General features: G+C 44.6%; 18 protein-coding genes. 2 read left to right on the top strand and 16 right to left on the bottom strand.

The window, feature by feature from the left end:
• Positions 1 to 321: 321 nt before the first annotated feature.
• From INR79_RS09845 to matP, 3 genes are all read right to left on the bottom strand, one after another.
• Complete coding sequence (locus INR79_RS09845; RefSeq protein WP_223093925.1) at positions 322 to 645, bottom strand: hypothetical protein; 324 nt, start codon at positions 643 to 645, stop codon at positions 322 to 324.
• Positions 646 to 807: 162 nt separating this feature from the next.
• Positions 808 to 1,119 carry a DUF3634 family protein gene (locus INR79_RS09850; RefSeq protein ID WP_022550758.1) on the bottom strand — a complete coding sequence of 104 codons (312 nt, stop codon included), beginning with the start codon at positions 1,117 to 1,119 and terminating at the stop codon, positions 808 to 810.
• 14 nt (positions 1,120 to 1,133) lie between these two features.
• On the bottom strand, positions 1,134 to 1,583 hold the full coding sequence (gene matP, locus INR79_RS09855; RefSeq protein WP_004409182.1) for a macrodomain Ter protein MatP: 450 nt from the start codon (positions 1,581 to 1,583) through the stop codon (positions 1,134 to 1,136).
• Positions 1,584 to 1,863: 280 nt separating this feature from the next.
• Between matP and INR79_RS09860 the strand changes: the two genes are divergently transcribed.
• On the top strand, positions 1,864 to 3,525 hold the full coding sequence (locus INR79_RS09860; protein ID WP_223093927.1) for a Lon protease family protein: 1,662 nt from the start codon (positions 1,864 to 1,866) through the stop codon (positions 3,523 to 3,525).
• Positions 3,526 to 3,589: 64 nt separating this feature from the next.
• Complete coding sequence (gene fabA / locus INR79_RS09865; RefSeq protein ID WP_004409178.1) at positions 3,590 to 4,108, top strand: bifunctional 3-hydroxydecanoyl-ACP dehydratase/trans-2-decenoyl-ACP isomerase; 519 nt, start codon at positions 3,590 to 3,592, stop codon at positions 4,106 to 4,108.
• A gap of 124 nt (positions 4,109 to 4,232) precedes the next feature.
• Here fabA and rmf read toward each other — a convergent pair whose 3' ends face one another.
• The 13 genes from rmf to proQ all read right to left on the bottom strand — a co-directional run bounded on the left by rmf (position 4,233) and on the right by proQ (position 24,569).
• The gene (rmf, locus tag INR79_RS09870) at positions 4,233 to 4,406 is read right to left on the bottom strand and encodes a ribosome modulation factor (RefSeq protein ID WP_004409177.1); all 174 of its coding nucleotides are present in this window, start codon (positions 4,404 to 4,406) and stop codon (positions 4,233 to 4,235) included.
• A 164-nt stretch (positions 4,407 to 4,570) separates the two neighbouring features.
• Positions 4,571 to 6,394 (bottom strand): DUF3466 family protein, encoded by a 1,824-nt coding sequence (locus tag INR79_RS09875; RefSeq protein WP_223093929.1) that lies wholly within the window; start codon positions 6,392 to 6,394, stop codon positions 4,571 to 4,573.
• A gap of 9 nt (positions 6,395 to 6,403) precedes the next feature.
• Positions 6,404 to 8,317 (bottom strand): ABC transporter ATP-binding protein, encoded by a 1,914-nt coding sequence (locus tag INR79_RS09880; protein ID WP_223093931.1) that lies wholly within the window; start codon positions 8,315 to 8,317, stop codon positions 6,404 to 6,406.
• Positions 8,295 to 8,546 (bottom strand): glutaredoxin family protein, encoded by a 252-nt coding sequence (locus tag INR79_RS09885; RefSeq protein ID WP_022594915.1) that lies wholly within the window; start codon positions 8,544 to 8,546, stop codon positions 8,295 to 8,297. Before INR79_RS09885 ends, INR79_RS09880 begins: the two co-directional genes overlap by 23 nt.
• A 3-nt stretch (positions 8,547 to 8,549) precedes the next feature.
• Complete coding sequence (gene rlmKL, locus INR79_RS09890; RefSeq protein ID WP_223093933.1) at positions 8,550 to 10,676, bottom strand: bifunctional 23S rRNA (guanine(2069)-N(7))-methyltransferase RlmK/23S rRNA (guanine(2445)-N(2))-methyltransferase RlmL; 2,127 nt, start codon at positions 10,674 to 10,676, stop codon at positions 8,550 to 8,552.
• 522 nt (positions 10,677 to 11,198) lie between these two features.
• On the bottom strand, positions 11,199 to 11,741 hold the full coding sequence (locus tag INR79_RS09895) for a cell division protein ZapC (RefSeq protein WP_223093935.1): 543 nt from the start codon (positions 11,739 to 11,741) through the stop codon (positions 11,199 to 11,201).
• A gap of 158 nt (positions 11,742 to 11,899) precedes the next feature.
• Positions 11,900 to 12,910, bottom strand: a complete 1,011-nt coding sequence (pyrD, locus tag INR79_RS09900) for a quinone-dependent dihydroorotate dehydrogenase (protein WP_004409163.1) — start codon at positions 12,908 to 12,910, stop codon at positions 11,900 to 11,902.
• A 45-nt stretch (positions 12,911 to 12,955) separates the two neighbouring features.
• Positions 12,956 to 17,797: an NAD-glutamate dehydrogenase gene (locus INR79_RS09905; RefSeq protein ID WP_223093937.1), complete on the bottom strand. Its 4,842-nt coding sequence runs from the start codon at positions 17,795 to 17,797 to the stop codon at positions 12,956 to 12,958.
• A 217-nt stretch (positions 17,798 to 18,014) separates the two neighbouring features.
• A complete protein-coding gene (locus INR79_RS09910; RefSeq protein WP_004409160.1) occupies positions 18,015 to 18,233 on the bottom strand; it encodes a DUF2835 domain-containing protein in 219 nt (72 codons plus the stop codon).
• 58 nt (positions 18,234 to 18,291) lie between these two features.
• Positions 18,292 to 20,898, bottom strand: a complete 2,607-nt coding sequence (pepN, locus tag INR79_RS09915; protein ID WP_223093939.1) for an aminopeptidase N — start codon at positions 20,896 to 20,898, stop codon at positions 18,292 to 18,294.
• A 227-nt stretch (positions 20,899 to 21,125) separates the two neighbouring features.
• A complete protein-coding gene (locus tag INR79_RS09920; RefSeq protein WP_022594905.1) occupies positions 21,126 to 21,788 on the bottom strand; it encodes a hypothetical protein in 663 nt (220 codons plus the stop codon).
• Between the two features lie 130 nt (positions 21,789 to 21,918).
• The gene (gene prc, locus INR79_RS09925; RefSeq protein WP_223093941.1) at positions 21,919 to 23,922 is read right to left on the bottom strand and encodes a carboxy terminal-processing peptidase; all 2,004 of its coding nucleotides are present in this window, start codon (positions 23,920 to 23,922) and stop codon (positions 21,919 to 21,921) included.
• 17 nt (positions 23,923 to 23,939) lie between these two features.
• A complete protein-coding gene (proQ, locus tag INR79_RS09930) occupies positions 23,940 to 24,569 on the bottom strand; it encodes an RNA chaperone ProQ (protein WP_004401684.1) in 630 nt (209 codons plus the stop codon).
• Between the last annotated feature and the right edge of the window lie 86 nt (positions 24,570 to 24,655).

Here is a 24,655-nt window from a genome sequence, read left to right on the forward strand (position 1 = left end):
TTTACACAGAAATGTAATCGATTGCATTATTACACCCGACCTCACACCTTTGCTTGCTGCGCTGGGGTTAAGGAGCCTTTTTAGGCTCCTTTTTTGCGTTTATCGACAAAAATATTTGTGTGACAGAAATCATCGAAAATCATCCAAGATTTATTAATCATCTTTAACAACGGATGAACTCGTTTTTCTGGATAGCTACGCACTTGAAAAGTGCCAGTGAAATGGAGCTATTCACCAAAAGGTTTATTGAAATCTTACAAGATATATTTAGTTATAGTGCATTATGATGTAGATAGATGCTTTAAATTCATGAAAATCCACTTACTCGGAGACATGGATACGGATATACATTTCAGGAACTTTATATTTGAAGCGCATACCTTTCTTGAGACCCTTCTTGCCTACTTTGCAGATCTTTTTGTCTCCTGCATAACGTATGCGTTTAATGTAGGCATACTTTCCCTTATGCTCCATTTCAATCATATAGTTACAGTATCCCTGCAAGGGCTTTCTATAACGTTTAATTGATCTCTCGACTCGTTTTTTGATTTTCTCGGCAACTTTGTTGGTATGTGAATCATCGGCAATTGCCGCACCACTAATACCACTGAACATAAAAGCAATAAGTAAGGCTCTAAGGATCATGCTTCCCCCTTTCACTGCAGAGAAACTTACGCTTTTCGAAGCTATTGACCTAACTCACAAAAGTCGAATTACGATCCGCTTCGTGTTGTTAGCCTGGGACTTGCAAAGGTTTTATAAAAGATTTGAACCAAGCTGATGAGTATCACCAACTTGGCATTGTGATTATGCGGACTTTTTAGAAGAGTCGTTTTTGAATCCTTGGTGAGGGAACACATTACGGATTCTTTGCTGAATTTTATTTGGGATGGATTTAGTAAAAGTCAGCCTTGCACCATTTCTTGTCGTATAGACTTTGATTACACCGGAAAATGGATTTTTATGAGCGATTTCAAGGCAATTATGTTTGAAGCCTGCTGGTAAATGCCCTTTGTGGCTGCTCAGCTCCCCGTCCTTGAATTCCATTTTCAGTTTTGGTCGATCGACACCTACTAACCAGAAGATGACAACGGCAGCGACCAGTAATAGCCATAACATGCTTGTCTCCTATATTAATCTGAGAGCAGTTTGCTCAAGTCCTCTTTCAGGCTGCTTACTTTCTTGCTCGCCTTCTCACTGCGCGAAGCTTCACTTAGCAGGTATTCAATGGCATCTGACAAAGTACAGCCTAACTCGTTAGCGCGGTTGGACAGTTTTTCCCACACTCGATAATCAAGATCGATGGATTTCTTTTTCGTATGAACCTGCTCAGCGTTGAAATGTCTCTTTCGTTTTGCCCGAATAGCCTGTTTCATCTTGTTATCGAGCTCAGGCGACATATGCCTTTCGATCCACTCAAGGACAAACGTCGGTTCATGTTCAATGCGTTTTAACTGCTCTATGGCTTGATCTGCTTCGCTGGAATCAATGTGTTTCGTAACCGCCTCACCATCTTTCCATTTCTTAATGAGATACTGCCATTTCCAACCACATTCGAGGTTTTCAAGCTGTTGATATTTCATGAACCTGTCCTTAACGTATGCCTGTGTGACAGCGTAACCCAGAACATGCCAAAATACAATCTTATAACGATCACACTTTGCCCTAACATCCTTCTGGTTTTGTCGATTTTAAGCTCAAAAGACTTCCACTTTTTTAGTGCAGTCGTACGGCTATTCGCTAACTATGTCTGTTTTAAAAATCAAACTGTTGCAGTTTGAGCAATTAATTCCTTTTCAACACTGCATCTTCACGTTGTTTGGGTATATACTTTGGCTCTTTTAAATTTACGAAACACAAAAAATGCAGCAAACTTGGCAGAAAGTTACTCCTCAATACGATGCGTATCATGCGCTTTTCGAACGATTTGAAACCATCCCTTCACAATCCTTCATCGCAATGCAGCCGCGCGTCTCTTCTGCCTTGATCCGCTTTGATAAACTTAGCAACTTAACCCGTGTCCTTCTAGTTAACGCTCCCGACAACGCGATATACCGCCAAACATTAGTCGCTTCGTTTCAAGAGTTACAGCGTATCGGTGAGATCGAAAACAAACCGGTAGTTAAAACCGAATCTCTTGATAGCAAAGTACTTTTCGGGCGCTTTGAATCTAAAGACGGAGAAGTGACAAGAGTTGAAGAAGGTTTGCTGCAACAGGCAAATGGCGGCTACCTGATTGTGTCTGCCAGTCTTCTTTTTGCTAGCTTTTCTAACTGGGCAAAGCTCAAATCCGCTCTATTGGGTGAGTCCTATTCACTCGAGCCCACTTCATCAAAAGCTCTGGTCGATGAGATCCCAACTCGTCACGTTGATGTAAAACTGGTAATTGTTGGAAACCGTAGCCAAATGAGCGACCTTGATTACATGGACGCAGACATTGCTAGCGGATTCTGTATGTTTGCCGAGATTGAAGCAGACTCAAGAATCTCAGACGAGTCTATGGAGAGATACCTAGGTTACGTTCGATCTCTGACAACGGAATTCTCACTGCCTTCTTTATCTGTGTCGGGTATTGAAGAGTTGCTTCGTGCGGGTGCTCGTGAATGTGAGGATCAGCAATTCTTTCCACTTGGTCCCCTTTGGCACAATACTCTGTTGAGTGAAGCCGCCGTTGAATCAGGTGGGAAAACAATCGAAGCCACACACATCAAGGCATCCCTTGCGAAAAAAAGCTACAGCGAGTCTTACCTGCCGAATCGTGCTTTAGAAGACATTTTGGATGGTCAGGTCGTTATCGAAACCAAGGGAGAACAAATCGGTCAGGTTAATGGTCTGACGGTTGTGGATGTTGCCGGTCACCCTATTTCCTATGGTGAGCCTGCCCGTATCTCCTGTGTGATCCACTTTGGTGATGGCGATATCTCGGATGTCGAACGCAAAGCCGATCTAGCGGGTAACCTTCATGCGAAAGGCATGATGATCATGCAGGCTTTTGTTAGCCGCGCACTGGAACTTGAAGAGCCACTGCCTTACTCTGCCTCTATTGTGTTTGAGCAATCGTATTGCGAAACGGATGGCGATAGCGCCTCTCTTGCTCAGCTATGCTCCTTCTTAAGCGCATTGGCGGAGCAACCAGTGAATCAGCAAGTAGCTGTCACTGGTGCCGTCGACCAATTTGGTCGTGTACAGGCTGTAGGCGGCTTAAACGAAAAAATAGAAGGCTTCTATGATGTATGTGCTCATCAGGGCTTAACTGGTGGTCAGGGCGTGATTTTACCCCTATCCAACCTGAAGCATCTGGCTCTTAAAGATGAGCTGGTAGAAGCGATCAAAGAGAAGAAATTCCACATCTGGACGGTGGAATCCGTAGACCAAGCGTTACCACTTCTGACGGGCAAAGAGTTCCGTGGCGAAGGCGAAGATACCATTCTTGCAAAGATTGAAGAAAGGCTTGCCGGGTCAGATAAACCGGAGCATGGTAATCGTTTGATTGATAGAATAAAACAGTGGTTCGACCATAACTGATCCGACTTGTTTGGCGTACACCTGTTCACTAAGATGCCCCTACGTATTTTTGGAGTAATAAACAATGCAAAACAAACGTGAATCATACAATCGCGAAGAACTTCTAGCGTCTAGCCGTGGTGAGTTGTTCGGTCCTACTGGTCCTCAACTTCCAGCGCCAAACATGTTGATGATGGATCGTGTGACGAAGATGTCTGAAACTGAAGGTGCTTTTGGTAAAGGTCGCATTGAAGCTGAATTGGATATTACTCCAGATTTGTGGTTCTTTGATTGCCACTTCCCAGGTGACCCAGTAATGCCAGGTTGTCTTGGCTTGGATGCGATGTGGCAGCTAGTTGGATTCTTCCTTGGCTGGATTGGTGGCGAAGGTAAAGGTCGTGCTCTTGGTGTTGGTGAAGTGAAATTCACGGGTCAAATCCTGCCAACTGCGAAAAAAGTCACGTACGAAATCGACATGAAGCGTGTTGTGAACCGTAAGCTGGTTATGGGTCTTGCAGATGGTCGTGTTCTAGTTGATGGCAAAGAGATCTACGTAGCGAAAGATTTGAAGGTAGGTCTGTTCCAAGACACTTCTGCTTTTTAATCACCCCAGATTCTAAAATACAGTGGCTTGCCCACTGTATTTTTTGATGTAATATATTTAGTTATAGTGCATTAAATTGTTTTAAAAAGACCCCTGTCTTAGGGGTCTGTGAGGAAATGGGTGGTTATTTATAGAGACCAGCTTGCTTGTCATCTCTGGCATCACGCCAACCGCCTAGCCAATACGATTTCGCGTCCATCTGCTGATAGGGGCAAGCCTCCTGAGATCGACCATTCAGACCCGCTTTGTATCCTTGAGATTGAGCTCTTTCAAGGCGATCACGCTTCTGTCTCTTCATAGTACAGTCCTCATACAATGTAAATCGTTATCTTACTACTGTTACTTTTAGATGGAGTTTTTATGACTCCGGTATTAAGAATCGTCCAATCGAACTCGATCCTCAAGGCACAAAAAAGGCATGGATCCAATTTTGTGAACCCATGCCCATTATTAACAATTAATTTATTTACGGCGGAAACTAATTAGTGATAGGGCTGCTAAAAGTAAGATCCCTACCCCTGCACCTTTGCGTTCAACGGGATCTTTATCAGCCGATCTTTGCTGAATATTGGCAGCCGTTGCGCCGTTAATCGGAGTAAGTTTAACAGAAACAAGCTTTTCCGTTCCGTCACACGAAGCGTTGTGGCTCGTGGTTTTGTAACCACCAGCACACATCATTGCGGAAGCAGAAATAATGCCAGCATTGTTAATGTCATTGGCATCGATGATCCGGAACTGGTTATTATTGCCACCCACGGATCCATCATTAGTTAGATCATCCAACCACCACGCGCGATTTTGGAAAATACCAGAGCGGTTTCCTGTAATGCCGGTTGCTGCATATGGGAAAATAAATCCGCGTTTGCGTCGGATCTTTCCATCCACTTCACGAACGTTTTCCGCGTCGATGCGCCCAACGATTTCGTTGAAATCGTTCACTGAACGCATATCACCACCAGCACCAGCAAAGAAGATTCCTCCAGAAAGGTACGTCGCAGATGGGCTGCTGGAAGAAGCATTTGCAACCCATAGTCGGTTGTTCAGTGAGCCCTCCTCAACAGGAACATCCGTTCGGCTACGTTTGTAATCGTAATTACCGCGTTTTGTGTTGCCGATCACTAAAAGGTTTTGGTTCACATCGGTAGCCACGGAGTTGTGGTAGATGTAACCATCAGGATTCAGAGTGGTACCACTGATTGCCTTCGTGCTCCAACCGTTGATTTCACCTCCGGTATCGAACGTTGGCAAGAATACCGCCGCTTCAGGAAGCATGTCCGAAGAGTTTTTGCGGTTGTAATACCCTACCAATACTGGCTTGTTCGAATCGTTTGGATTGATTGTCGCTGCCCGCACACTTGCCTGATAGGACTGAGTACCTGTAGACGTGTCTGTCACCTTAGAGACAGTAATCGCTCCGGTGTTTGTCACATCCCAAACTACAGCCTGATTGTTGAATCGTAGATTCTGACACTGCGCTTTAGTATGCGGATCAGATACTGTTTCACAATCCGACTTATCACCGAAGATGGAGAAAGCAGAAGATCCAACGACGTATTTCTTGCCGTTGTACTCAAATGAATCAAAGGCGCGAGTTACACCCATGGTATCAAGTGGTTGTGACGTCACGATAGGCTCAAGCGCGGTTGTGCCATAAAAGCCGCGGCTTTTGTACTGGCGCGCAAAGTTGCTGCTGCCCGTATGCATATAGCCACTGCTGGAGTTCCCAATCGCGGTATCGCCGTCAAAGTTATTCACGACGATTTCATTTGTGCCTGTAATGTTTCCAGACACCTCAGAGATTAATGATACGCCACCTGTAACGAAGGCTTTGGTGTTGTTGTTAGCCGCAGTAAATGGTGTTGACCAGCTGAAAGAGTTCAGAACGCGGCGCGCACCGCCTGAATCGTTAGTACCATAGAAGAACCTGTCTGCCCACGCTTCACAAGTGTTGTAGCGAAGGTTGTAGTCACAGTACTTACGGTATTCGTCGCGGTTGCTAGTTTGGTCGACAAATCTGAATCGATTATCGAACAGAAAGTCCATTTCATCATTGATCCACTGACCTGCTTCACCTATACGTCCGCGAGACGCGACTTTCGGATTAGCAGAAGCACAGTCTTCAGTAAAACAGTTAGTCACTGTGCTAACTTCGCTGATTGCTGAACCGAAGTTTTCGTTCTGAGACTGCTCTACAACTTCAATGTTATACAAAGCAGCCTGTGCAGACGTGGCACCGATAACCAGTGACGCTATCGCTGAAAGTTTAAATACTTTATTACGACTCATATTTCTTTCTTATTCCTGTTGCATCGCTTCGAGCTCTTCCCAGCGCTCAAAGGCAATTTCTAATTCCTGTTCCGCAGCGGACAATCTATCCAGTACAGGCTGAGTCTCATCCACTGACTTGGCGAAAAAGTCAGGATCGTTAACGTTTGCCTGCAAATCTTCGATCTCTTGTTCCAGATCTTCTAGTCGTTGCGGTAAGGCTTCAAGCTCTCGCTGTAGCTTATACGATAACTTCTTAGGCTTGTTACGAGCCTGAGACTTTTTGGGACTTTCCTCAACCTGTTTCTCTTTTACTGCTGGTTTTTCAACCTCTCGAACCGCCTTAACTTGCAGACGTTGTTGCTGGGCATCGTGATAGCCACCAACAAACTCTTCTATTTTGCCGTTGCCTTCGAAAATCCAACTGGTCATCACTGTGTTGTCCACAAACTGACGATCGTGGCTGACCAACAACAATGTACCCTGATAGTTGGCAAGCAAATCTTCCAAAAGTTCCAGAGTTTCTATATCCAGGTCGTTAGTTGGTTCATCTAGCACCAATAAGTTGTTCGGACGCAGGAAAATACGAGCCAGCAATAAGCGGTTTTTTTCGCCCCCGGACAAAGCTTTCACCGGAGTTCGGGCACGCTTTGGTGAGAAAAGGAAATCTTGCAGGTAGCTTAATGCATGTCGTTGCCTGCCACCCACCATAACTTCTTGTTTGCCATCAGCCAGGTTGTCGATAACCGACTTCTCTGGATCCAGGATTTCACGATACTGGTCAAAATACGCAACTTCTAGCTTAGTCCCACAGTGAAGACGTCCGGATTCAGGTTCTAAGTCCCCTAACAGCAACTTAAGCACTGTACTCTTGCCACAACCGTTTGGACCAATCAACGCAATTCGGTCGCCGCGCATGATGTTGAAGCTGAAATCATCAACAATCTTGTTGCCTTCAAAGTTAAAGTTAACGTTTTGGGCTTCAAATACGATTTTTCCTGAGCGAGCTGCATCGTCAATCTGAATATTGGCTTTGCCCTGCACTTCTCTGCGCTCACTTCGCTCTTTGCGAAGCGCTTTTAACGCTCTAACACGTCCTTCATTGCGCGTACGTCGCGCTTTAATACCCTGACGTATCCAAACTTCTTCCTGAGCTAGTTTTTTATCGAATTCTGCATTCTGCATTTCTTCAACACGAAGCATCTCTTCTTTTTCGACCAGATAGTTCTCATAGTCACCCGGGAAGCTGGCAAGCTGCCCGCGGTCAAGATCAACAATTCGCGTTGCCATCGACTTAATAAATGCGCGGTCATGCGAAATAAAGATGATTGAACCACGAAAATCCTTCAGGAACCCTTCAAGCCACTCAATGGTAGTTACGTCTAGGTGGTTGGTAGGCTCATCTAAAAGCAGTACGTCTGGATCACAAACCAGAGCCCTCGCCAGAGCAGCTTTGCGCTGCCATCCACCCGATAAATCAGTGAGTAGAGTGTGCCCATCAAGCTTTAATGCCGCCAGAACGTTCTGAATACGGTCTTCGAATCGCCAGGCACCAGAGTGTTCAAGGGATTCCTGCGTCTTCGCGAGCTTGTTGATGTTCTTTTCACTCGGGTCCTTAGCAACCAGATCGAGCAGATCCTGGTAGATCTTAAGTTGCTTACCCACTTCAGCTAAGCCTTCAGACACATAATCGAAAACTGTACCTGTTTCGTTGCGCGGCGGATCTTGTTCAAGGCGTGATACCACCACGTCTTGAGTAACCTGCATCTTGCCATCGTCGAGAAGAATGTCGCCCGCCAACACCTTCATTAGTGTTGACTTGCCTGCCCCGTTACGACCAACCAGACAAACACGTTCGTTTTCTTGCAATGCAAAGTCTGCATGATCCAGTAATGGGTGGTCGCCAAAAGCCAGCTGACCATTATGAATGGTGATTAATGCCATGTTTGTCTAACCATTGTTGTAATTGTGGTAAATCAAAAGGCCAACCTAACTCAGATTCGCCTGATTCAGAAACAGAAATGACAGGAATAGTGACCCCGTAACGTTGAAATAACTCATCGTCGAATGCGATATCGATGATTTCAACTTGGCTGGTTACCCCAGCCTGTTTAAGAAGGTCATATGCCATCTCACAGAGATGACATCCTTCTGTGCTGTAGAGAGTTATCACACCTTATCCTTGATGAGTGATGATCCAGCAATTGTGAATATGCTTGTTACGCGCGAAATCCAGTGGCAAGGTCTGCGAAGAAATATTTTCTGCCCTTAACCCAAGTTCGTTGAGTGCGTCCACATCCATTTTGAAATGGCGTTTGTTGTTTGAAAAAACGATAGTTCCGTTACCACGTAACAGACGCTTTAGATTTTTCATTAGCTGAATATGATCACGCTGAACATCGAAAGATTGCTTCATGCGCTTAGAGTTAGAGAACGTTGGTGGGTCGATGAATATCAGATCAAAGTCTTCTTCCGCCTGCTCTAACCACTGCAGACAGTCCGCCTGAATGAATTCGTGCTCGTTGCCACCCACACCATTGATGTTCAGGTTCTCCTGAGCCCATTCGAGATAGGTTTTCGACATGTCGACAGTTGTTGTAGATTTTGCTCCACCACAAGCGGCATGAACGGTTGCAGAGCCGGTATAAGCAAAAAGATTAAGGAAATCCTTACCCCCTGCCATCTGACCTAGTTTGCGACGTGTAAGCTTGTGATCCAGGAACAACCCGGTATCGAGATAGTCGTGGAGGTTGACCAGTAGTTCTACGCCATACTCGGTTACCTGCATGAATTCCGAATCCTGACTCAGCTTCTGATACTGGCTGCTGCCTTTCTTCTTCTCTCGGACTTTAAGAACAACGTTGTTTGCCTCCACGCCTGTAACCTGAATGGTTGCGCGGATCATATCGGTTAGACGACGTTTGGTTTTCTCTTCAGGAATGTTCTTAGGGGCAGCATACTCCTGAATCACAACATGATCCTGATAGATATCGATCGCTGCGTTGTATTCAGGTAGATCCGCATCGTAGACCCGATAGCAGTCCAGTTTTTCTTTACGCGCCCACTTACCTAGCTTACCCAAGTTTTTCTTAAGACGGTTTGCGAAATCAGGCGCAATCAGAGTCTCGCTGTCTGCTGCTTTAGCTGTATCACCCGGCGCACGCTCTGAGATGCTATAATTTTTTTGGTGACACTGTAACGCACCATTATTCAATTTGAACTGCTTGTCGGCTCTCATTCGCAAACAACTCAGTAATTCATCTGAAGAGGAGAAGATGGACGCTTTGCAACCTCCGAATTCAGTCTTAAGTTGACCACCAAAGGCTGTGTAAAGTGCGATTAGACCAGGGTGAGTACCCAAACGCTCACCATACGGCGGGTTAGAGACAATCACGCCGTTATCAAACGACCCCGGGCGCTTGATCTGAGCCGCATCCCCTTTCTCGAAGTGAATCAGAGACTCTACACCCGCACGTTTCGCATTTTCACGCGCTGTTTTCAGAACGCGGGTATCGTTATCAAAGCCATAAAACTTAGATTCCACCTTTTTGGTGCCTCTGCGCGCTTGTACATTCGCTTCAGATTTGATCTCAGCCCACGTTTCCGGTTCAAAGTCTTTCAGTGATTCAAAACACCAGTATTTGCGATGAACACCAGGTGCCATATTGGCAGCAATCATTGCGGCTTCAATCAGTAATGTTCCGGAGCCACACATAGGGTCTAGCAGTGGCATGCCCTGTTCCCAGCCACAGCGCGAGATAATCGCCGCCGCGAGCGTTTCACGTAAGGGGGCACGACCAGACTCAGTACGATAGCCTCTGTGATGCAAGCCGGAGCCCACCATATCGAAGCCCACCAGCGCTTTGTCTTTGAATAGACGCACATGAACACGAAGATCTGGTTGATCTTTGCGGATCGAGGGACGAGAAAGGTTTTTCTTGTTAAAGGAATCAACGATTCCGTCTTTAACTTTTAACGCACCATACTGACTGTTGCGAATCTCTCTATTTGTACCATTGAAATCCACAACAAACGTCTTGTTGCTATCAAAGTGAGAAGCCCAATTCACAGCGGTCACAGACAGGTATAAATCCATGTCGTCCTGGCAATTGAATTCAGCAAGTATGCGAACGAATCTCGAAGCTAACCTACTCCATAAACAGACGCGGTAAATTTGAGCATTGGTTGCTTTGAATTTCACACCTGCCTGTACAGGTTTTGGATCGCTAATCCCTAGCGTTTTAAGTTCGTCAACAAGCAGGTTTTCAAGTCCGTTAGAAGTGACGGCTAAATACTGATTCATACTGGTCTTTTAATAACAAAAATGAGCTCGATTATACCTGACCTAACTTGGCATGCCGAACCCATTATGACGAATTATTCTTCCCATCCATTCAATTGACCACTTTTCCATCAAAAACCAGCGAGCCATTACATAAAACTACGCTAATTATGTTGGTAAGTACTTAGTGACAATATAATTGACGTTAAATAAAGGCTCGTGTAGATAGTGAATACTTATTCGAGCAATTTTTGGTATATACCAGAACAAATTTAGAGCTGAAAGTTAACTACATTCAGGCTTAAAATGGGAATTTTTTGATGAAAAATCGAACGTTAATCCCCAGATTTGAGGAAATATGGAAGGAAAAAAATATTTGATGCGGTTCAAAGTTCTCAAATTTGAGCTCAGTTTTTACTCAACTTGATGAAGAACTAGAGAGAGATTTGTAACGAACGGTTGGTGGTGAGCAAGCAAAAAAAGAGCTGTTGGCAATGCCAGCAGCTCAAAGGAACGATTTCATTAGGGATGTAAAAGCGCGTTTTAGCCTACCAGAGCTATTGGCGCATAGTTGTCGAATACTTCTGCCCTAGCTATGCGGTCATGCATGACTTTGACAGACTGACAAAAACTTAAGGATTTCGAAGACGTCAACTGGAATCCATCTAACTCTACCGAAGCACAGACACTCGCGTTGTCGCAAACTTCAACCACCATAAACAGACCACTGTTCAACTCATTCTTCAAGTGGACCAGCTCGCCTTGTGAAGGAGCGTGTCCCCCACCTTGGTGATCGAAGAACCAGCTCTTAGGTTGAACAGGTTTATGAAAACGATTTGTGGCAACACAATTAAGAATAAGTTGAGCTTGTCTAGGCTCACTCAGAGGCAAAGTGCTTACAGATTCCTTGAATTGCTGGAATACGGATGCGTCGTCGACAGAAAACTCGCTGTCTTTAAATGCACAATCCACCAGAAATTTTTGAGGAATTTCTACTTTGAAGGCCATGTCTCCATCAAGCCCTAATACCAGGGCGCTTACTTCGTTATCAAAGTACCACTTCCAGTTGTCGCTTGGTTTCAACATGTCCTGTCTCTTTAATCTTTATAGTGATCAGTAAGTTAGATTTCAGCCTACTTCACTAAAATCCATTTACTCATTTATTCTACAAAGCGATCGACAAAAAAAAAGGGGAAAACTCCCCTTTCATTTTTGTGAATATGATGTGATTTTCAGAAGAAAATTTATAGGTTTTTCACTATATCTCTGACCAGACCAGGACCTTTATAGATAAAGCCAGAATATACTTGCACCAAAGACGCACCAGCCATAAGTTTTTCTTTGGCTGCAACGTACGAGTCGATACCACCCACACCAATGATTGGCAGTTTGTCACCCAACTCTTCGTGTAACTTGCGAACAACTTCTGTGCTTCGAGACTGAACAGGACGACCACTTAAACCACCCGCTTCATTTGCGTGTTTCATCCCATCAACAATAGAACGGTCAAGTGTGGTGTTAGTTGCAATTACACCATCGATTTTATTCTTCACTAGCGAATCACAAATTTGTACGATTTCATCATCGCTTAGGTCCGGAGCAATTTTCAGTGCCAACGGTACATACTTACCATGTTTGATTTCCAGTTCCGCTTGCTTGGATTTCAGATCCGAAAGCAATTCGTCCAATGCTTCACCGTATTGCAACGAGCGAAGTCCCGGAGTATTTGGTGAGGAAATGTTCACAGCAATGTAGCCCGCGTACTGATACACTTTTTCCATACAAATCAGGTAGTCTTCACTTCCCTTTTCGATCGGCGTATCTTTATTCTTACCTATGTTGATTCCGATGATTCCGTCGTAAGTTGACTTCTTCACATTTTCAACAAGGTGATCAACCCCCATGTTGTTAAAGCCCATTCGGTTAATGATGCCTTCAGCTTCAACCAAACGGAACAAACGAGGTTTGTCGTTTCCAGGTTGTGGACGTGGTGTGACCGTTCCAACTTCAACAAAACCAAAACCCATCGCACCAAACGCATCAATACACTCACCATTTTTATCCAGACCTGCCGCTAAACCGACTGGATTTTTAAAAGTAAGTCCCATGCATTCGACTGGACGATTAGGAAGTTGCTGACGATAGAAAAGATCGAAAGGTGTGCCGTTGAAACGTTTGAAGTTTTCGATAGCGAGATCGTGTGCCTTTTCGGCATCGAGTTGGAAAAAGCCAGTTCTGGCTAGACGGTAAAGCATTGTGCCTCCGAAAGAAAAAAGCCCCGTTAAACGGGGCTGTATTATTTACTCATTTGAAGCACAATTCAAATTTAATAACGTTAATTCTCTCAGAGCGACGGAAAATTTAGCGAATTCATGGACAGAACCGACCTTAAACTCGTTTAGAATGTTTTCCCAACGAACCAATGACGATTTATTGTTCTCCATCCATTCATCCAATGCTTTGTCTACTTTCACTTTTCCAGAACTGCAATCACAGTTAAGTACTTGTGCAGTTAACAAACGCTGTTGCCAATCGAGATCTTCTCGGAATGACGCTCTTGCCAACGCTTGCCAGTTATTTTCGACTGCCTGATTGGTGATTTGTTTAAGGAACCAGTGCAATGAAAGACGATCGCCCAATGTGAAGTACATTTTCGCGGCTTCTTCCACTGTTTTACCCTGCTCACGAGCCACTGAGGATATATCCAGTGCTGAGTAGAGACTAGATAAACGAGCGACATAGTTCGCAACCGAGCGATCAATGCCCTGCGCGATCCACAGGTCAGCAAGATCGTTGTGCTCTTTCACTTCTTCTTCTACCAAAAGCGTATCCAGATTCTTCATGATTGCCTGAACATCATCATGGTACAAAGCAACCAACTCTTTCACTGTCGACTTGTTCGAACGGTTTCTTAGCAACCAACGGCTCAAGCGACGAAGGATTCGGCGGATCGCATACATCAGATCATACTGTGCGATCGTTGTCGCTGTATTATCAAAATCGCGGATCTGTTTCATTATGCCGCCAAGCTCGAAGATCTCACGCGCAGCAGAATAAGCATTGGCAATATCAACAACTGAAGCGCCCGTCTCTTCCTGCATTCGAGTGATGAAGTTACATCCCATCTCGTTAACCATCTGGTTTGCAAGGCAAGTTGCGATGATTTCGGCTTTCAGTGGGTGGTTAACCATCTGATCCAAATAGTTACGGCGTAACTCAGATGGGAAGTAGCTAACCAATTGCTGAGCATGGAATTCGTCTTGCGAGATTTCATCACACACCAACTGCTCTTTCAGTACCATTTTGCCGTAAGCAACTAATACTGATAACTCAGGACGCGTCAGTGCCTGACCCATTTTCTCACGCTCAAGCAATGTATCGTCATCTGGAATGTATTCCAGTGCACGGTCAAGATAGCCTGCTCTCTCCATAGTGTGAATAAAGCGAATTTGCTCTTTCACCAAAGAAGGACCTTGCTGCTCACTGACCGAAATGGACTCTGACTGCCAGTACGCATCTTTCAATACGATTTCAGACACTTCGTCTTCCATCTTATCCAAGATCTGGTTACGTTGTTTAACTGTCAGATCACCGTTTGCAACCAGACTGTTCAGGAAGATCTTAATGTTCACTTCGTTATCTGAGCAGTCCACACCACCAACGTTATCAACGAAGTCGGTATTGACTCGACCACCATTAAGCGCGTATTCAATACGACCCAATTGAGTCATACCCAAGTTACCGCCCTCACCGACAACTTTGGCTTTCATGTCACGACCATCAATGCGCAATGCATCGTTAGCGCGATCACCTACATCGGTGTGAGTCTCACTGGACGCTTTGACGTAAGTACCGATACCACCGTTCCAGAACAGATCAACTTCCATCTGTAAGATCGCTTTGATCAGGTCATTCGGTGCCATCGAACTCTTACGAGTACCTAGCATTTTCTGAATTTCTGGTGTCAGGTCGATAGACTTCGCTCGGCGGGAGAAAATGCCGCCACCTTTAGAGATAAGCTTCTTGTTGTAATCTTCCCAGCTTGAACGAGGAAGGTTGAACAAGCGATCACGCTCTTTCCAGCTCTTGGCAGAATCTGGATTTGGATCAATGAAGATGTGCAGATGGTTAAACGCTGCCTGCAAACGAATATGCTTAGAAAGCAGCATGCCGTTACCAAACACGTCACCCGCCATATCACCAACGGCAATACAGGTGAAATCTGTTGTCTGACAGTTAACGCCCATTTCTCGGAAGTGACGTTTCACCGACTCCCAGCCACCTTTCGCAGTGATACCCATGGCTTTGTGGTCGTAACCATTAGAACCGCCAGAAGCAAATGCGTCACCCAGCCAGAAGTTGTATTCATCTGCAACCGAGTTGGCAAGGTCAGAGAATGTTGCTGTACCTTTATCTGCCGCAACAACTAGGTAAGCATCGTCTTCATCGTGGCGAACCACATTGTCTGGGTATACAACATTACCTTCAATAATGTTGTCCGATACGTCTAGCAAAGCACGAATGAATTGTTTGTAACAACGCTGACCTTCCGCAAATATCTCATCACGAGTCGTTAGATTTGGCTGGCGTTTACAGATGAAACCACCTTTTGCACCAACTGGAACGATAACCGTGTTCTTAACTTGCTGCGCTTTCACCAATCCTAAAATTTCTGTACGGAAATCTTCTTGTCGGTCTGACCAACGCAAGCCACCACGTGCCACTTTACCGCCACGCAGGTGAACACCTTCGATGTCAGGGGCATAAACGAAAATCTCAAACGCAGGAACAGGTTGTGGGATTTCCGGAATTTCCGTCGGCTTAAGCTTAAGAGCCAGCCAAGGTTTTGGCAGCCCATTGTCCGCTTTTTGGTAGTAGTTAGTACGAAGCGTTGCAAGGATCATATCCATGTAACGGCGAATGATACGATCATCATCTAAGCTCTCAACCGCATCTAACTGCTCGTTGATCTTGTTGATCAGCTCAGTCTGGTTCTTCTTCGCCCCTTTGAACTTAGGTTCAAAGCGTTTGCTAAACAGATCCACCAGCCCTTTTGCAATATTAGGGTGATGCGCGAGCGTCTCTTCAATGTAGCTCTGGCTAAACGGGAACCCGACTTGACGCATGTAACGTGCATAGCTTCGAAGAATCGTCACTTCACGCCCGGTCAAACCTGCGCCCAATACCAACCGGTTGAAGCCATCGCTTTCCAGAGTGCCAGACCAGATGTCGGCAAACGCTTGTTGGAAACGATCACGTGCTTCGCGAAGATCGACGGATACATTAGAAGCCAGCAACATTGAGAAATCTAAGATCCAGTATGTCACCCCATTAGACTTGCGAACTTCATACGGTGCTTCACCAATGACACGCAATCCGAGGTTTTCCAACATTGGAAGAACATCAGATAAATGAATAGGTTGTTCGCGATGGTACAACTTAAGGTGTACCGCTTTTGAGTCATGGCTTTCTTCCTGAGGACGGTAGAAAAGCATACCCAAATCTTCTGGTGTATCTAATGCTTCAAGGCGTTCAATGTCTGCCACTGCAGAACCTGGCAGCATAGCTTCTTTATAAGAACGAGGGAAAGCTCGCAGATATTCTTTGGATAATGGCAAACCTGTGCTTTCACCAGTGTTGGCAATGATCGCTTCTTGTAGTCGGTCATCCCAGGATGAAGATACTTCCATAAGGTTCTGCTCTATCTCTTTGACATCAATATCGATGTTGTTGTTCTTAACGTGAACAATGTAATGCGTTCTCGCCAGTGGGCTTTCAGAGAAATAAGTGGTGAACTCTACTTCTTGATCGGAATTCAGGTACTGACCAAGAATGCGTTGAGTCTGACGGCGAAGCTGAGTGTTGTATCGCTCTTTAGTCACGTAAACCATGCAGCTAAAGAAACGACCAAATGGGTCTTTGCGAATGAAGAGTCTTAGCAAATCACGATCTTGCATTTGCACAACACCCGACCCCACTTGCAGCAATTCTTGCTCAGTTGCCTGAAGCAGTTCGTCACGCGGGAAGTTTTCCAAAATATTATGAAGTGCTTTGTAAGAGTACGCCCCTTGCAAGTAGCCGCTTGATTCAAGAATACGGTTCGCTTTGTCACGAATCAGAGGAATGTTCGCCACGCTCTGGTTATATACTGCCGACGTATAAAGACCAGTAAATCTGTGTTCACCGATCACTTTGCCATTCTTACCAATCTTCTTGATACCGATGTAATCGGTATAGGCTGGACGGTGAATGTGGGATGCGGTATTACCTTTGGTGACGATCAGCAAGTAAGGCTTTTTGGCTTCCAGTCTCGCCGAATCGGCAAGATCCGAAAGTTTCACAGCGCGGACTCGGCTATCAACAGAGAATATTCCCAACCCCTTTTCTTCAGTTGGGCGCAGCTCGTGATCCCCTTCTACGGCAACAAGGTCGTATTCCTTGTATCCCATAAAGGTGAAGTTGTGATTGCCTAACCACTTTAAGAACGCAATGGTTTCATCAACGCGCTCTTTTTCAACTGGAAGCGCAACGCGTTGATCTTCAATTTCTTTAATTACCTGGTTCAGTTTCGTTGCCATTGGTTTCCAATCCGCAACCACTAAACCGGTATCCGTCAGAATAGAGACAAGTTCATTTTTCAGATCTGTCATCTTGGCTTTGTCTGCCAGCATATCGACTTCGATATGGAAAAGAGACAGGCTGTCTCCTGACTTTTCGTTTACGCCTTTGATGTTATTGTTTTTATCGCGAGCAATTCGAGTGGGACCATGGAGCATTAAGTGACTGGAAAGATCTAAGCGAGCTAACGCCATTTTCACCGAGTCCACTAGGAATGGGCTATCAGGTACCACAATTTCAACGATCGTATGGGTAGACTTCCATCCATGTCGGCTTACCGTAGGGTTAAATACTCTTACCGAAATATCCTTCGCCTGTTTCTCACTGATGTGATGCCAAAGGCTGACAACGGCACCGTAGAGATCGGACTCATTCCTTTGCACCAGGTCTTCCTGACCTATGGTACTAAACAGGTGTTGAGCAAGTTTTGTCACTAAAGGTTGGTGGGCAAGCTCGAGTTTGTCTTGAATCAGTTTGTAAACTTTTTCAAGAAGAACCGGCACAACGTTTTCTCGTGCGGTCATATTAACGCTCCAATCTTAGAATTTTTTGTAGGGTTATTGCTTGGGTCTTTCGCCCTTACTGCAACTTGGTAATGCCTTAACCTGACTAGAAAAATCAGGCATACATATATTGTAAAAGCAATATTGATAAAAGGTTAAATGAATTGCGTGTGGGAAAGAGAAAAAAGTCTGAATCTGTGATTAAGGTACCTATTTAACTCTCTGAAAACTCGTTGATTCACAGAGCTTCTAACTTGAGAAACTTATTATTCTGGTCAGTTGTTAGTCTAAATCGCCCTTTGACACCAATTTGACTAAGAAACGGTCTGAAACGAGATGCAGGTAATTGGATTTTTAATCCTTGGTCTGTATACACAATTACGGAACTGGCTGCCCCAGAATAGTGATTCAAAAACTCTTGATAGGTGATGTTTAGAGAAAATTGATACTGGTTCATGGATAACAAAAGTGGCAGTAAAAACTGCCACTTATTTTCTTTTACTAATCAGTCTTTATCAAGATTCTAGCGCTTTTGTTACTTTTTCAAAGAGGTCTTTGGCCAGATTGTCGAGTTTGGACAGTTTTTCCAGCTCTTTGCGCATTAATGCCTGACGCTCTTCATCGTAGTTACGGTATTTCAGCAGCGGATCAATCAGACGAGACGCAACTTGAGGGTTACTCTCATTCATTATTGCCAGAATTTCCCCTGCAAATTGGTAACCACTACCATCTTTGTTATGGAAATTAACTGGGTTGCCACCAAAGAATGTCCCTACTAGATTACGAGTGCGGTTAGGGTTTTTCAGGTCAAACGCCTGATGGTTCATTGCATCTCGAATTGTCTCAAGCACATTGTTTGCTGGGTTCGTGCCTTGAAGTGCAAACCACTTATCCATCACAAGACCATCATGACTCCACTTGTCACTAAAGTCATTCATCAATTCTTGACGACAAGCCAACTGCGCAGCGTTTGCTGCCATCAATGCCGCTTGAGTATCCGTCATATTGTTTGCTTCTTGGTAAACTGTTTTCACCAAGTCGTTACCCTGCTCTGTCAACGCGAGATAATTCAAACAAGTATTGCGGATCAGTCTCTTGCCAATGGCATCATGCTCTACCACATAATTCTGTTGGCTATTACTGTGGAAAATCGCACTTAGCTCATCACTCATGCTTGCTGCAAAAGTTTTGCGAATCGACTCACGAACGAATCGAATAGCATCGACATCAGCGGGTTTAAACCAACCTGCAATTTCGACTTCGCTAGGTACTTTGATCGCTTCAGCAATAAATGCTTGCTCTAGTGAATCATCCAGCAACAAACCGCGGAATGCATCAACGACATTTTCTGGCAGTTCAAATGATTCACCTTTCTGGTGACGGCTTACATTCAGCTTAATGTATTTTGCCAGCAACATTTGCCCTGCATCCCAACGAGCAAAATCATTACGCGCGTGAACCATCAAGAAACTCAAGTCTTCATCTGAATATTCGTAGTTGAGTTTTACAGGTGCAGAAAACTCACGAAGCATCGAGATGACCGGACGTTCTTCAACATTTTCAAACACAAAGGTTTGTTCTGCCTGAGTGAAGTCCAGAACATTATGAACTTTTTCAGAGTTACAGCGTAACTCAACAATACTGCCATCCTGATTGTAAAGCTCTATATCAAACGGAATATGCAGAGCCTGTTTTTCTTTTTGCTCTAGTGTTGCTGGTGTATGTTGTTTTAGCGTTAACGAAAAAGTGTTTGCTTCAGCGTTGTATTCGGTTTCGGCATCCACAACCGGTGTTCCCGACTGGCTGTACCACAAACGGAAATGCTTGAGATCGACACCAGATGCATCTTCCATGGCTGCGACAAAGTCTTCGCAAGTTGCTGCGGTGCCATCATGGCGTTCGAAGTAAAGCTTCATGCCTTTCTGGAAGCCTTCTTCACCAAGTAAAGTATGCATCATACGAATCACTTCACTACCCTTCTCATAAACAGTCAAAGTGTAGAAGTTATTCATTTCTATCACTTTTTCAGGGCGAATCGGATGAGACATTGGACTTGCATCTTCCGCAAACTGAGGACCACGGATAACACGGACGTTGTTGATACGATTGACAGCACGAGAACCCAAATCAGAAGAAAACTCCTGATCTCGGAATACGGTCAGCCCTTCTTTCAAACTCAATTGGAACCAGTCGCGGCAAGTGACACGGTTGCCTGTCCAGTTGTGGAAGTACTCGTGACCAATTACCGCTTCGATTCCAAGGTAGTCATCATCGGTTGCGGTTTTGTCATTCGCCAAAACGTATTTAGAGTTGAAAACATTCAGACCTTTGTTTTCCATCGCCCCCATGTTGAAGAAATCAACAGCAACGATCATGTAAATGTCCAGGTCGTATTCAAGACCAAAGCGCTCTTCATCCCATTTCATCGAATTGATCAGCGAAGTCATCGCAAATGGTGCTCGATCCAGGTTTCCTCTGTCTACGTAAATCTCTAAATCGACTTCACGACCAGAAGCGGTGACGTATTTATCACGCAGAACATCAAAATCCCCGGCGACTAACGCAAACAGATATGCAGGTTTTGGATGTGGATCATTCCATTTTGCAAAGTGGCGACCGTTTTCCAGCTTGCCTTCTTCTACTCGGTTACCGTTACTCAGTAGGTAAGTGTTTTGTTCTTCGTCTGCAATAACGGTTGTTGTGAAAATTGCCAATACATCTGGACGATCTAAATAGTAGGTGATTCGACGGAAACCTTCTGCTTCACACTGAGTACAAAAACCACCACCCGATTTGTATAGCCCTTCCAACGCCGTATTAGCCGATGGATTAATTTCTGTCTGAATAGACAGCTCAAAATCGTTAGTTAACCCATTGATTTCGAGACCACCTTCCACTTCTTGATAATCAGTCCAGTCCTGACCATCAACTTTAACATTCAGTAATTTCAGCTCGTCTCCATCTAGAAACAACGTTGTGCTGCCTTTAAGCTTTTTTACAGTGGAAACAGCAGTAACGATCGTTGCTGTATCGTGCAAATCGAACGTTAGATCCACGTGTGTAATAGTGAATTCTGGTGACTGGTAATCTTTACGATATTTGGCTTGAGGGTTCTGAGCCATAATGAAATTTCCTTTTAGATATCTTTGTGTTGCATGGCAACAAAGCGGCTTAAACGATTGTAGCCTAAATAGGAGTATTTGAACTTAGATCAGGTATGAGGTTACTTAGGTATATCTCGACAGGTGTATCATAAGACAAGACGGCTAAAGAAGATAATGGAAAACAGCAAGTCTCACAAAATGATACCGGAAAAGCATACGCTGCTATTCCGGTAAGTTGGATGGGGTTATTTTACTCGATTAAGGACAGCGTACATATCTGACGACTGGCTGTCTAAGGTGAGCTGATCATCGACAAGTGTGTAGCGGGAATCGTGTTCGCCGTCACTGTACATTAGGACTAAGTGGTCGCCTTCAATTATATAGATGCCTTCATGAATAGCTTCCACACCCTCGCTGGACTCAACCCGGAATGAGAAGACAAAATCTGCTTTCAACACTAAGTCCATTTTGCTCACGTCACTCGCTAGAATGTCATCACCACCCAGTGACTCGCTGGTCCAGCTCCCTACAAGTGCTGAAGGAAGTGCTTTTTGGAAGACAACACCGTTTAAATTGAGCTGATTGTGATTGTTTTGGTATTGGTAGATTTGAGGAGTGTCGGTATCCAGACCCAATACGAGTGTGGATTCATCCGCTTCATATCGACCCTGCCAGTAATCGACACTGTGGTCTTTCTTCTGAATTTCTATAGTGAAGATGTAGTCAGACTCAAGGGTCAGACGGATAGCGAGAAAATCTTCTGATGAGTCGTCTGGTTCAGGGTTGAAAAGATACCAGTCTCCCAGCAAAAATGGATGGGTAAATTGGGTCAAATCCGCTTTTTGCTTCACCTCGGCATGAGTCGAACCTAACAAAAAACAGGTAAGAATTAATAGTAATACTCTCATCACTTCTACCTCGCTTTTTCTTTAAGCTTAGAAGTGAATTGAGTAAACACCCAAAATTTTAGATCTATATCACATTAATTTTTGACAATAAAAAAGCGAGCACGATGCTCGCTTTTCAAATTATTTAACCTTAAGAGGTTGTTTTCTTGACGATATCTACCGTTATCGCTACCGCCTCATCAAGGTAAGCATCCGGTGCCTCATAATCTTTCGGCAGGTCTTCTAAGCTCTTGTAAACCTTCTCTCCCATCGCCTTCTGGCGCTGATTGATTCGGCTCAAACGCTTATCTTCTGCTTCATTTTGTTCTTGCTTACGAGCAGCCTCATTCAGAGAAATTGAATTTTCTTCCTTCTCTGCTTTGTATTCAGCAATATCTTCATTAATGAAGGAGTATTCCAAGTCAGAAGCAATACGCTTGTCATGAAGCGCAGTAAGCTCGGCAATTAACTTAGACTTGTCATCCAATACTGAATATTCGGCTTTTTTGATCTGATCCCAAGGCAGTGCATTGTCTTCTACACTTTCACCCGTTTCTTCGGGTTCAACGGCAGTTGGGAATGCAATGTCTGGAACAACGCCTTTGTTTTGCGTACTGCCACCGTTGATTCGATAGAATTTCTGGATGGTGTACTGAACATATCCCAGCTCTTTCTCGAACAGATCGTAGATATGATTCAAGCTTCTGTGTTGCTGAACCGTACCTTTACCGAACGAGTTTTCACCCAGAACAACGGCTCGACCATAATCCTGAAGTGCCGCAGCAAAGATTTCAGATGCCGAAGCACTGTAGCGATTGACTAGAACAGTAACCGGACCGTCATAACTGATCTGCCCGCCAGTATCACTATTCTGCTCAATGCGACCATAGCTGTCACGAACCTGAACAATCGGACCGCTCTTAATGAACAGACCAGATAAGGCAGTTGCTTCAGTTAACGCACCACCGCCGTTGTTTCTCAGGTCAACAACAATACCGTCTACGTTTTGTTCTTTTAGCTCGCTGATCAATTTGTCTGTGTCTTTGGAAAGACCAACATAGAAGCTTGGCACTTCAAGTACGCCAATTTTCTTGCCATCTCTTTCAAATACTTCAGATTTTACAGCGCGGTCTTCAAGTCGGATTTTATCGCGAACAATTGTGACATCGTAACTTTTCGCACCTTTTGCTTCAGGCAAAATTTGCAGACGTACTTTTGTTCCCTTCGGACCTTTGATGAGCTGGACTACGTCGTCTAAACGCCATCCGATAACGTCAACCATCTCTTCCTTGTCTTGCGCGACGCCAATAATGCGGTCGCCTTCCGACAATTGCTTGCTTTTAGAAGCCGGACCACCAGCAACCAACGACCGAATCACGGTGTAATCTTCGGTCATCTGTAAAACCGCGCCAATACCTTCCAGTGAAAGGTTCATTTCTGACTGGAACTGCTCTGCATTACGAGGAGAAAGGTAACTGGTATGCGGGTCTACTTCACGGGCAAACGCGTTCATGTAAAGCTGGAAAACGTCTTCGCTTTTGGTCTGGGAAATACGCTTCATTGCGTTGTTGTAACGCTTTTCGAGCACTTCTTTAATTTCTGACCACTCTTTGCCTGTCAGCTTCAGGTTTAGCGCATCGTATTTCACTCGCTTGCGCCAAAGCTCATTAATCTCTTCCTGGCTTGTAGGCCATTTGGCATCAGAGCGATCAACCATCATCGATTCATCGGTATCAAACTTGATCTCTTGATCCAACAGGGTTAACGCGTAAGCAAAGCGTTCAAAACGCTTTTCGTTTGCCAGGTTATACAACTTAAACGCAATCATATTGCTGCCAGATTTCAACTGGTCGTCAAGCTGTACTGACCATTCAGCAAATGAGTTGATATCACTTTGAGTGAAGATGTTTTTGTTGTAATCAAGCATTTCTACGTAGCGATCAAACATCGCCTGAGAGAATTCATCATTAAGATTGAAATGCTTGTAGTGTGAACGAGTCAGTCTGGAAGTCACTCGTTTGCTCGCTGTGGTGTGTTGGACTTCAGGAGCAAGAAGTGGCAAGTCGGCTTTGGAAAGTTTGGCTTCGAGAGCCTGGGCTGACGCCGCCAACATAAAGCTGGCAGCAATCAGAGTCAATTTAGAACGACATTTCATGCGTAGGAATTTCTCCTTTAAGCGCGTAGGTGCTCCGCTTTTACGACCATCTGCAGGCCATTGTTCAGCTGCACACGCACATCATCCTTGTTAATTTCAACAATTGTAGCAGCCATATTCCCTTTACCCATGTTTACGTTCACTGAGTTGCCAATGATCATGTCATCGTCATTCAACGGACGCGTAGGCGCTGCTGCTTTATTGTTCTGAGGTTTTTGTGCTTTAGGCTTCGCTTTACGAGCTTGAGGCTTATTTGCCTTCGCTTTCGCTTTACCTTCTTCACGTGCTTTTTCTGCTTTCTCTTTACGACGAGCCTGAACTCGCGCTTTGCTTTCTGCAAGTGCAGTCTTAGCGTGTTCAACGTGCTCTTCTTCTAGGGCACCGCATTCGTTACCGTCCAGATCCACACGAACTGCGCCAGGTTTTGCACCATGTAGGTAACGCCAAGACGACGTGTATTGTCTTAGAGCAGCGCGTAACTGAGTTTTACTTACTTTCGGATCTTCACTCAGACGATCTGCTAAATCTTGAAAGATACCAATTTTTAATGGTTTAGCTTCACCTTCTAAAGTAAAGCACTTAGGGAAACATTCAGCAATGTATGCAATAACTTCTTTGCTGTTTTTTAACTTTTCAGTGTTTTCCATGAGGATTCCTGGTTGTTGCGGCCTGTCCGCAAAGCGTTCATGTAAATATTTTCGCTATTATAGTGACATGCTTAGGAAAAACCACA

It is taken from the genome of Vibrio sp. SCSIO 43132 (genome assembly GCF_019904195.1).
GTDB lineage: Bacteria > Pseudomonadota > Gammaproteobacteria > Enterobacterales > Vibrionaceae > Vibrio > Vibrio nigripulchritudo.

Coding starts and splice junctions, on each gene's coding strand:
- INR79_RS09845 (WP_223093925.1), bottom strand. CDS start 645: ATGATCCTTAGAGCCTTACTTATTGCTTTTATGTTCAGTGGTATTAGT.
- INR79_RS09850 (WP_022550758.1), bottom strand. CDS start 1,119: ATGTTATGGCTATTACTGGTCGCTGCCGTTGTCATCTTCTGGTTAGTA.
- matP (WP_004409182.1), bottom strand. CDS start 1,583: ATGAAATATCAACAGCTTGAAAACCTCGAATGTGGTTGGAAATGGCAG.
- INR79_RS09860 (WP_223093927.1), top strand. CDS start 1,864: ATGCAGCAAACTTGGCAGAAAGTTACTCCTCAATACGATGCGTATCAT.
- fabA (WP_004409178.1), top strand. CDS start 3,590: ATGCAAAACAAACGTGAATCATACAATCGCGAAGAACTTCTAGCGTCT.
- rmf (WP_004409177.1), bottom strand. CDS start 4,406: ATGAAGAGACAGAAGCGTGATCGCCTTGAAAGAGCTCAATCTCAAGGA.
- INR79_RS09875 (WP_223093929.1), bottom strand. CDS start 6,394: ATGAGTCGTAATAAAGTATTTAAACTTTCAGCGATAGCGTCACTGGTT.
- INR79_RS09880 (WP_223093931.1), bottom strand. CDS start 8,317: ATGGCATTAATCACCATTCATAATGGTCAGCTGGCTTTTGGCGACCAC.
- rlmKL (WP_223093933.1), bottom strand. CDS start 10,676: ATGAATCAGTATTTAGCCGTCACTTCTAACGGACTTGAAAACCTGCTT.
- INR79_RS09895 (WP_223093935.1), bottom strand. CDS start 11,741: ATGTTGAAACCAAGCGACAACTGGAAGTGGTACTTTGATAACGAAGTA.
- pyrD (WP_004409163.1), bottom strand. CDS start 12,910: ATGCTTTACCGTCTAGCCAGAACTGGCTTTTTCCAACTCGATGCCGAA.
- INR79_RS09905 (WP_223093937.1), bottom strand. CDS start 17,797: ATGACCGCACGAGAAAACGTTGTGCCGGTTCTTCTTGAAAAAGTTTAC.
- INR79_RS09910 (WP_004409160.1), bottom strand. CDS start 18,233: ATGAACCAGTATCAATTTTCTCTAAACATCACCTATCAAGAGTTTTTG.
- pepN (WP_223093939.1), bottom strand. CDS start 20,898: ATGGCTCAGAACCCTCAAGCCAAATATCGTAAAGATTACCAGTCACCA.
- INR79_RS09920 (WP_022594905.1), bottom strand. CDS start 21,788: ATGAGAGTATTACTATTAATTCTTACCTGTTTTTTGTTAGGTTCGACT.
- prc (WP_223093941.1), bottom strand. CDS start 23,922: ATGAAATGTCGTTCTAAATTGACTCTGATTGCTGCCAGCTTTATGTTG.
- proQ (WP_004401684.1), bottom strand. CDS start 24,569: ATGGAAAACACTGAAAAGTTAAAAAACAGCAAAGAAGTTATTGCATAC.